This is a genomic window from Algoriphagus sp., assembly GCF_024305035.1.
Taxonomy (GTDB): Bacteria; Bacteroidota; Bacteroidia; order Cytophagales; family Cyclobacteriaceae; genus Algoriphagus.
Window position 1 is genome coordinate 86,648 of the sequence record NZ_JAMWZB010000021.1, and the last position, 8,495, is coordinate 95,142.

An 8,495-nucleotide genomic window follows, 5' to 3' on the forward strand; every position below is an offset into this window, starting at 1 on the left:
GACCAATTTCCAATGCTCTTAAAAGCATGTACTGGAAATGCAAAAGATTGCTATCGAAATCTAAGCCTATCACTTGCTTGGATTCGGAGCGTTACCTCCGCGCCTGGGGACTTTCACCCGTAACGGCCAACTGAATGAGCTCCACATTCAAGGCACACAAAGCGATTTCAATATTTCCCGATATTCATCGTGACGGGCTGTGCTCTGCACACAAAGATAGCTTAGTTGTTAGCTACTGTAGCCCCCATTCCCCAAATGTTTCTTGGAAGCACTTTGTCCTTCTTTTTTGTCAGGGAAGGTGAGGTTTTTATTTACTCACTTTATTATTGATTTTCAAAGGTGGTCGTGAATGCTGCGCATTTGATTTTCTTTCGTCATTTTCTTGTTAGCAGGTACTGTGCGTTGGCCTTTTGCTCTTTGCCACCTCAGGAATGAGGATGGCAATGTGCAAACAGCGTTGTATCATTCATCTTTTAACATATTTGCTACATTCTCGAAACTTTCCAATCCAGCCCTTAAATTTTCAATGATGTCATTTGCAATTACATCAGGTTCAGGAAGATTATCCAAATCAATAAGGCTGGCATCTCTGAGCCAGAATATATCCATATTGGTTTTATCCCTCGCAACAATATCAGCGTAGTTGTATTTCCTCCATCGCCCTTCAGGATTAGATTCACTCCAAGTTTCTACGCGCTTGCTTAAGTTGCCCACCTTATAGCAATCAATGAAATCCCGAAGATGCTCAAAGGTTAATGGGTTTTTTTTAGGTGTGTGATGCACGTTAGTCCGGTAGTCATAAAACCAAACCTCCTTGGTTACAGTTTCTTCTGAGCTATCCTTTTTCTCAAAGAACAGAACATTTGACTTAACTCCCTGGGCATAAAAAATACCTGTTGGTAATCTGAGTATGGTATGCACATTTACCACTTTCAATAGCTCCTTTCTAACCACTTCTCCGGCTCCTCCTTCAAACAAAACATTATCGGGAAGTACTACAGCAGCTCGCCCTTTTTCGTTCAACATAGTAACTATGTGCTGCAAAAAAGAAAGCTGCTTGTTACTTGTAGTTACCCAAAAATCATCTCGCAGAAAATACCCTTCCTTTTGGGCTTGTTCTTTACCCGTTGTTGGAATATCGCTGCTGCTCTTACCAAAAGGCGGATTGGCTAGTACTATGTCAACTTGATCTGGCTTGGTTTTCAAACTATCTGTAACGTGTATGTCTGGCGTTTCTTCCAAATCCCCTATTCCATGTAAGTAGAGATTCATCAAGCACAGTCGGGCAGTTGCTTTTTCAATCTCCCATCCATGAAACATTTTAAACTTAATATGCTCTCTCTGTTTCTCTGAAAGTTTGGGCGATTTCTCAAGGTATTCCAGTGCTCCTAAAAAGAATCCACCCGTACCACATGAGGGATCAGCAATAGTTTCATTTGGTTTCGGATGGATGCATTCCACCATAGCTCTAATTACAGGCCGTGGAGTAAAGTACTGCCCGGCTCCACTGTTTTCTGCGTTTTTCTGTAATAGAGATTCGTAGATTTCACCTTTAATATCAGCTTCTGTAGAAGTCCAGTCTTCGTCATCAATGAGGTTAATCAACTTCTTGAGCTTAGCTGAATCATGGATTTTATTTTGAGCTCCTGAAAAAATCTTTTCAAGCATTCCACCGGAATCAGCCAAGGTTTTCAAAACACGCTCATACTTATCTTGAAGTTCTCCTCCCGATACGGCCTTTAGACCTTTCCATTGACATATATCGGGTAGGTTATACTTGCTTTGATTTTCATCTGCCATTTTTAGAAATAGCAAATAAGTAAGCTGTTCTAAATAGTCATTATACCCAAGTCCATCATCTCTTAGAGTATCACAGAATGACCATATTTTTTGTACTAGATTATTGGTTGACATATCCTCAAAGTGTTCTTACTAAATCCTTTAACCATGAAAACTCACTCAGTTCTGAGTATACCATCAGGCACGCCTTGGCAGTGCTGGTATATGGCCTCCGTTCTGAATCCACAAGTTTTCTTATCTCCCGAAAGCATTTTGCCATCATTACTTTTTTCTCTGCACGAGTGTTGGAGTTATCAATACATTTCTTAGCATCCTTTAATTGCTCCACACAGTCGTCCCAAACGATTTTCCTATCTCTATTTAACTGATCCAGGTCTAAGTGATAGTAAAAGATAGATTGCTTTACCCTATCAATTTCTTCGTCATCATTGGTTGCCGGTATGGGCACACCTTTATCGAAGGTTAAAAGACAAACATCAGCCGGGTCAATCGGATCCAAAAGAATAGGCATTTCGCAGGCCGTATCTTCTTCATCATTAGCCACTCGACCATCTACCAGGTTTAAAGGGAAATAGTCCCCTTTGCCTTTTACCTCGTCCGTTTCTCCTAATCTATCACGCCTGCGTTTATTTGCCAGGGCACCTGTTAATCGGTAGTTTGTCCACTCATAAGCCAGCCACCAATATCCATTCTGTTTATGAGTAACCGATTTACTTTTTGGATCGCTATAATCAACTTTCTGTCTTGATTTGTTCTTTGGGCGAAAATGGTCTACTTCAAAATCACCGTTCCCAATAGGAGCTTCCGAATACCAGCACTTATTATGAGAAACTCTTAACATAGCAGGCTGAAGCTGATTCCAGTCCGGATTATTTGTTATATACTGTTTTCTAGCAGCAAAATCCAGCCCTTGCATAGCAACTGCATGAGCTTGTTTGGTGGCTTCCCATCCTAGTTGTTCAACCTCATCCTGAATTCTATTAAGGTCGATATACCTCATTTCTTCTTTTCTTCCTTTAAGATCTCATTCAAAACCTCTCTGGCTATTCGGTCTAGCTCTTCCGCCTCCTCTTTGGTATATTTCCTTTTCGTGAATGCCTCTTTTTCGCTTGTTAGCCTCAAAAATTGATTATATCGGCTGTCTGACGTTTCATCGTTGAATCCTATTCTATCGAAGTAGGTCTTTAGTCTTTCAAACTCCTTCTGCTCAGTTTCATCCAGTTCACCTTGTATCAATTTAGCTTGTAAAAACCGCTTTTGATTGAGCAAGTCTTCCAGTTTTTTACTCATCAGCGAAGGAATTCCAAAAAGCTCGCTAGTAAGGATTTTTGAAACACTCATCTCTCGTGGGCTCATGTATGGGTTGAAAGCTTCCGTTTTACCTTCTTCGTTCTTCTTGAAGATCTGAACCTGGTTCTTTTTTAAGTTTCCAATCACCAAAGGATCATGAGAGCAAAAGATGATTTGAGTGTTTTCTTTTCGCTTGACAACCCTATCCAAGTAATCCAGAAATTTCCATTTCCACATTGGATTCAAGTGGGTGTCAGGCTCGTCTAATAAGATCAGGGATTCTTCATCTTTAGTAAATTTCAACAAGCCAAGCACGGTCAGGAGCTGCTTTTCTCCCTCGCTTAACTCAGTCATTGCCAATTCACCCTCCACACCTTCCTTTTGTACCTTAATCTTTACATCATGAAGCATGTCCGATATATGGATACTCTCTAAGGCATTAAATAGGGATATCTTATTGGTATACTTTGATTCGACTAACCGAGAAAAGGTTTCTCCATCGGGAATGAAGAGGTACAACCTATCTTGTGTTTCTGCTCTTTTGTAAGATACTTCAACTCTTGCTTTATGCTGTATTGGAGCAAAAGAGTACTCCAACAAGTCATCCAGAAAGTTCCTAACCAAACCTTCAGAACCCCACAATACAGCCTTTTTGTTTTTAGCTCTTACCCACTTCGGCTGTTTTAGCATAAACAGAGCAGAACCAAAATCATTGATTTTTAACTCTTCGCGAAGGAATTCCAATGTTTCATCGCTATGATCTTCCTGGAACATATAAAAAGCGATCAAGGCAAAGCTGGCATGGATATTCTGAGCAAGAAAAATTCTGCGAATAGTATCGAACTGAGTAATCCTGGCTTCCGACTTAATTATCTCATCGTAATAGAGCTTCTGATGGGGGATGTATAAGTCTGCTAATCGGTCGCTAATGCCTGAATAATAAATGAATACATGCTTCGGTAGGTAGTACTCAATGTTCTGAGTCACTTTGGTTGTTTCAGACTTGCCATTTACCTTAAAAGAGTATTTGCCGCTATTCAAATCAATTTCAATGTTATTACCTCTACACTCATATTTGACGTAATAGTCAAACTCATGCTTCTTAACCTTCCGTTTATGATTATAGACCAAATCAAGATCTCTGAAAATGACTACCAGTGCTTCCAGAAAATTAGATTTTCCAGTGGCATTGAGCCCTAGCAATACGGTTTCCCAGGCATTCTCATCAATGTCTATGACAAAATCACTTAAGTTTTTGAATGGAGACTTAATATGTACCTTGTCAATCCTCATGATCTGAGCGACAATAATGATTGCGTACCTTCCTTAACCTGTTTTATACTGGCCTTAATCTTTTTGAGCTCCGAATAGAATTTTTCAATATCGCCATTATGCTCACTTTGTTGCCAAACATCCTTGGCCAAAATTGGCTCATCAGAGGATTGAAGCACTTCTTTAATGTTTCGGGTCTTGCTCATCTTTTTCGTTCTTTTTGGTTGCTTCTGTCTCAGTTCCTGTTGATTATTTAAATATTCCCTTTTCTCTGCGTTAATACGCTTCAATAATTCGGACGCTGGTTCATCCTTCGAGTTTTGTTCTACCAGTTTGCCCTCAAAAGCTTTCTTCAATATACTTTGTTTGAGGACCTCTGTTTGTGCCAAGCTTTCTAAAACTGACTTTTCAAGATTTTCGATAATTGAAAATTTTGATTCCAAAAGCTCAACAATAGCTTCTTGTTCTTCTATCGAAGGCAAGGGAAAAGGCATGCCAGAGAGTACTCCCAAATTAATCGAAGCAAGGTTTGTAGTTTGCTTCGAATTTTTAAAGAAATAGTTTTTAGCAATTCGAGTTCTGGAAAACATAGAGCAGTAAACTGAATTTACTTTGTCCGATATTATTCGAGCCCTGAATACATGGTTTTGATGAATACAATTGGGAATTTCATTTCGCCACATTGCACCTCTTCCAACTTTATCCTTATCCCCACCTTCAGTATAAAGCACATCTCCATATTCCAATCTGTATTTATCGAATTCATCAGGGGGAACATTTATAGACTTAACCTCATTAAGGTCAAGAAACCCATCTTGTACATTAGCTACTCTTAGGAAGGGAAGCTGAACGGTATCTTGATTATAGTATTTTTTCCCTTTTGTAACTCCTGAAACGATAACAGCAAAAGAATCTAATGTAATCCATGACCACCCATTCGGTAAGTCCGGGAGGTTAGATAAGGTCGTTTCGTTCAATTGAGAAACCTTTTCTCGAATTCTAGGTTTTATAGGCCGTTTTCCATGCTTACCTTTTTCATTCCACTCACCCAACTGTTTTTCCCATTCTTGCAACTGCTTGGCAATCCAGTCCTCTCGATCCTTTTTTATTTCGTTTAGAGTCTCACTTGTTCCAATCGGTTTGTTCAACTCTCGCCAATCAAAAGTTAGTGTTCCATCAAATGCATTTTTAAGCAATGCTTGATAATAGACTTCTAGTTGCTTTTGAGCATGAATTAAAGTTGATCTGCTATGATCTAATTCACTCAGTAATTCCTCTAACTTATCTACAATTCTATATTGTTCCTTTAAAGGAGGGATAAGGCATTTAGTGGATTGTAACTCTCTCTTTGTAATATGAATAAGACCTGTTCCTCTTGATTTTTCGGTAAACTTCTGTATCTGCTGATTTAAAAGGTAGAAAAGAAACTTATTAGTCATTCCTGAAAAGCAGATTACTTTGTAGATATGCTGATTGAGATAAGCTTGCTGCCTGTTCCAAATATATGCGCCAAAAGAACCAGACCAAGTGAATAATAAGTCGCCAGGTTCTACAATATATTTATCTTCAACCGTATGACCTTCTGGAATGTAGTTAAATTTAGCATCCTTATTATTAAGGTTCTGAATTCTGATGATTGGAATTCCTGAACCTTTCCAATCAGAAGACTTAAAAGCTTTTCCATTAACGAAAAGTGCTAAAGAACCCAAATCTGCGAATTCCCAGCCACTAGGCATAGTGTATTTTGAACATGCTTTATTCACAGAATTAGCTTTCAAGTTTGACCTTTGAATAAATTTCTTTCAATACTTCACAAGGGTCAGCTCCAATAGCCAATGAAATAAGATAGAGTTCCTTTGCTCTTAAATGTGCTGATTCTTTCAATGTGAGTTCGCTCAACCGTGGTTTACTAATGCCCGTTTTTCGTGAAACCTCCGATTTATTAATGGATCTTTTAGTTAAATATTCTCCTAACTCTGTCATCGTGTTTTAAAGATTTTCTGTAAGCAATATCGGATAAAATTAAAAACTGTACATACTTTCAGAAAAAAAAATTGGTAATTTGAAATCAATTCTGTAAATGTGTATTGATTTTCTGTAAGCATTTAATCAATCAATTAAAACGAATAATGAGAAGATACACCAAAGCAGATTTGGAGCGAATTGTTTCTGTCGGAGATGTGGGGCTTTGCAAATGTGCTTGCTGTACGTTGGCAGAAAATCTAATAAAAACCTCTTGCGGGTCGGCAATTTTTTCAGTCCACCGAAATTTTCAAAGAATCCTTTCCGTTTCTGTCAGCACCGATCTTGTCAACGAAGTTCATCACTTTCTTCTTTTTATTTCTTAATTCTTCCGTCACCCGGATAGAAGCACTACTATGTCCAGACAACTATTAAATACAACGTTTAGTATATGAAAAGTAGGCGATTACGAAACACTACAATTTCGGTTAAGCAAAAAGTTTGACACGTACCTAAACTCTTGAATTCAGCACTATTTCGCCTATTTTTTACATTGTTAGCTGCTGGGTTTTTTTCCTGTGTTTCGTATTTGACTTATATTTCCCTTTGAAAAGGTATAAGTTGCACTATAAAACAAATCATAAAATATATTGATACAGTACCTGTTTTCGAGTGATTCTCTAATTCTTTTAGTTTGTTTATTTGGCTTTCCTGATATCATCAAGCTTGGAGCAATATGAGGCGGTGATTCAACTTTACCTTCGTCAGTCATATATTCCTTTTTTAGCTCATTTACTACTCCAATAAAATTGAACAATAATTCAGGGAATGGATTAAACTGCTTTACTTCACAGAATGAAATTAGGTTCTTGTTTTCAACATATGAGAATGTTGTTTTGGTATCGTAATAGTCTTTAGTATATTTTACTTTCCCTTTTTTGATAATTGCTATGTCAGGAGTAGTAAATATTTTATCATCTTGTGAGCTTTGAATAGCAACGTTATGTTGTATTTCAAAATTCTTTCTTCTGTTCTTTACCTTTTTACTAACTAGAAAATGAGAAAAATTTGATTGTATTCCTGAAGGAGAGCATTTATACCTGTACTTACCTGATTGTAGATTTTCAACTGACACGTCATATCCGTTGCTTTCGTAAAATCTTATGATATAATTGTAGCAGGTCATTTCGAAATAGTCACTTGTTCTTTTTGCTTGATTGACAACAATAGTTTTATACTTATTTGCAAATTCTCTAATTTCCTTCTCAAACTGTGTATGACTTTTAAAAGGGGATGTCGAAGTCATCTTCTTGGTTGTCTTGGTTGCCTTTTTCCCTTTTTGGTTTTTGGTTGTTGTTGTCATTTTCAATTTCAGATTTATATACAATCAATTTTTTCAAGAACTCTCGTGTTTCGAAATATTCCATAACTACTGGCGGTATTGAAAATTTCTCAAGTAGTTGATTGTAGTTCATTACAACTGCTAGAATTTTATTCTTTTCATCTCCTGTCATTTTATATCCACCAATCTGAATTGTGTCCGTTTGTCCCTTTTTAGTCACTGTCCCATAAAATTTAACTGCTCCATCTAGGTTAGTTATTACTCTTTTATGGAAAATTGATAGAGAAAGAAATAGCTCGACAGTTTCAATATGCTGACTTAAAGCGCTGTAAGTTTTGTAATTCTCGATTAGATAGGTAGCTTCTTTGAGTCGACTTTGATATTCATTATATATCTGATTTGTCAACTTGTAAGGAAGTTGGTAAGTCAGAATGTTTATCATTGGAGTTTCGTTACTCATTTTATGTCTAATCGTCTTTTTTTAGTTGCAGCTAACTTACTTTTTAACGTAAGTTTATGTCGTTCATCCTCCTGATTTGGAGGGATAAACATAATAAAGGTTCCTTCTAATTATTTTCTATCTTTTGCTAAAATCTATCAAATTTTACATTGCCAGCTCCGAATCAAGCCCTACAATGCTTCTGTCTGGTAAATCTGGATCTTTTGACCCAGAAAGCTGTTTCTATGCTTTTATCCTTGGAATGTTGCACCGCTAAAACAGCATTAAATTTTGTCTTATGGTTTTGAACTAGTTTTTACTACATGCAAGAAAAGTGTATCCCCCCGAGCAACCCCATATTTTTTGAATTATTTTGCCCCGCTAGGTTTG

Annotated in this window: 7 protein-coding genes; all 7 read right to left on the reverse strand. The window is 37.4% G+C overall.

All coding sequences use genetic code 11. From position 1 onward, the window contains the following. Positions 1-462 precede the first annotated feature (462 nt). A complete protein-coding gene (locus Q0L00_RS13215; RefSeq protein ID WP_297337354.1) occupies positions 463-1,914 on the reverse strand; it encodes a class I SAM-dependent DNA methyltransferase in 1,452 nt (483 codons plus the stop codon). A gap of 4 nt (positions 1,915-1,918) precedes the next feature. Continuing rightward, on the reverse strand, positions 1,919-2,800 hold the full coding sequence (locus tag Q0L00_RS13220) for a hypothetical protein (RefSeq protein WP_297337355.1): 882 nt from the start codon (positions 2,798-2,800) through the stop codon (positions 1,919-1,921). After that, the gene (locus tag Q0L00_RS13225) at positions 2,797-4,383 is read right to left on the reverse strand and encodes an ATP-binding protein (protein WP_297337356.1); all 1,587 of its coding nucleotides are present in this window, start codon (positions 4,381-4,383) and stop codon (positions 2,797-2,799) included. Before Q0L00_RS13225 ends, Q0L00_RS13220 begins: the two co-directional genes overlap by 4 nt. Continuing rightward, a complete protein-coding gene (locus tag Q0L00_RS13230) occupies positions 4,380-6,140 on the reverse strand; it encodes a restriction endonuclease subunit S (RefSeq protein ID WP_297337357.1) in 1,761 nt (586 codons plus the stop codon). The genes Q0L00_RS13225 and Q0L00_RS13230 overlap by 4 nt, the downstream gene beginning before the upstream one ends. Then, complete coding sequence (locus Q0L00_RS13235; RefSeq protein ID WP_297337358.1) at positions 6,130-6,345, reverse strand: helix-turn-helix domain-containing protein; 216 nt, start codon at positions 6,343-6,345, stop codon at positions 6,130-6,132. Before Q0L00_RS13235 ends, Q0L00_RS13230 begins: the two co-directional genes overlap by 11 nt. Positions 6,346-6,880: 535 nt before the next feature. Beyond that, positions 6,881-7,687, reverse strand: coding sequence for a hypothetical protein (locus Q0L00_RS13240; RefSeq protein WP_297337359.1), 807 nt, complete (start codon positions 7,685-7,687; stop codon positions 6,881-6,883). After that, positions 7,608-8,126, reverse strand: coding sequence for a hypothetical protein (locus Q0L00_RS13245; protein ID WP_297337360.1), 519 nt, complete (start codon positions 8,124-8,126; stop codon positions 7,608-7,610). The genes Q0L00_RS13240 and Q0L00_RS13245 overlap by 80 nt, the downstream gene beginning before the upstream one ends. Positions 8,127-8,495: the final 369 nt, after the last annotated feature.

Bases quoted from the DNA above. Each gene is read 5' to 3' on its own strand.
- Q0L00_RS13240 (WP_297337359.1), bottom strand. From the start codon at position 7,687: ATGACAACAACAACCAAAAACCAAAAAGGGAAAAAGGCAACCAAGACA.
- Q0L00_RS13225 (WP_297337356.1), bottom strand. From the start codon at position 4,383: ATGAGGATTGACAAGGTACATATTAAGTCTCCATTCAAAAACTTAAGT.
- Q0L00_RS13215 (WP_297337354.1), bottom strand. From the start codon at position 1,914: ATGTCAACCAATAATCTAGTACAAAAAATATGGTCATTCTGTGATACT.
- Q0L00_RS13245 (WP_297337360.1), bottom strand. From the start codon at position 8,126: ATGAGTAACGAAACTCCAATGATAAACATTCTGACTTACCAACTTCCT.
- Q0L00_RS13235 (WP_297337358.1), bottom strand. From the start codon at position 6,345: ATGACAGAGTTAGGAGAATATTTAACTAAAAGATCCATTAATAAATCG.
- Q0L00_RS13220 (WP_297337355.1), bottom strand. From the start codon at position 2,800: ATGAGGTATATCGACCTTAATAGAATTCAGGATGAGGTTGAACAACTA.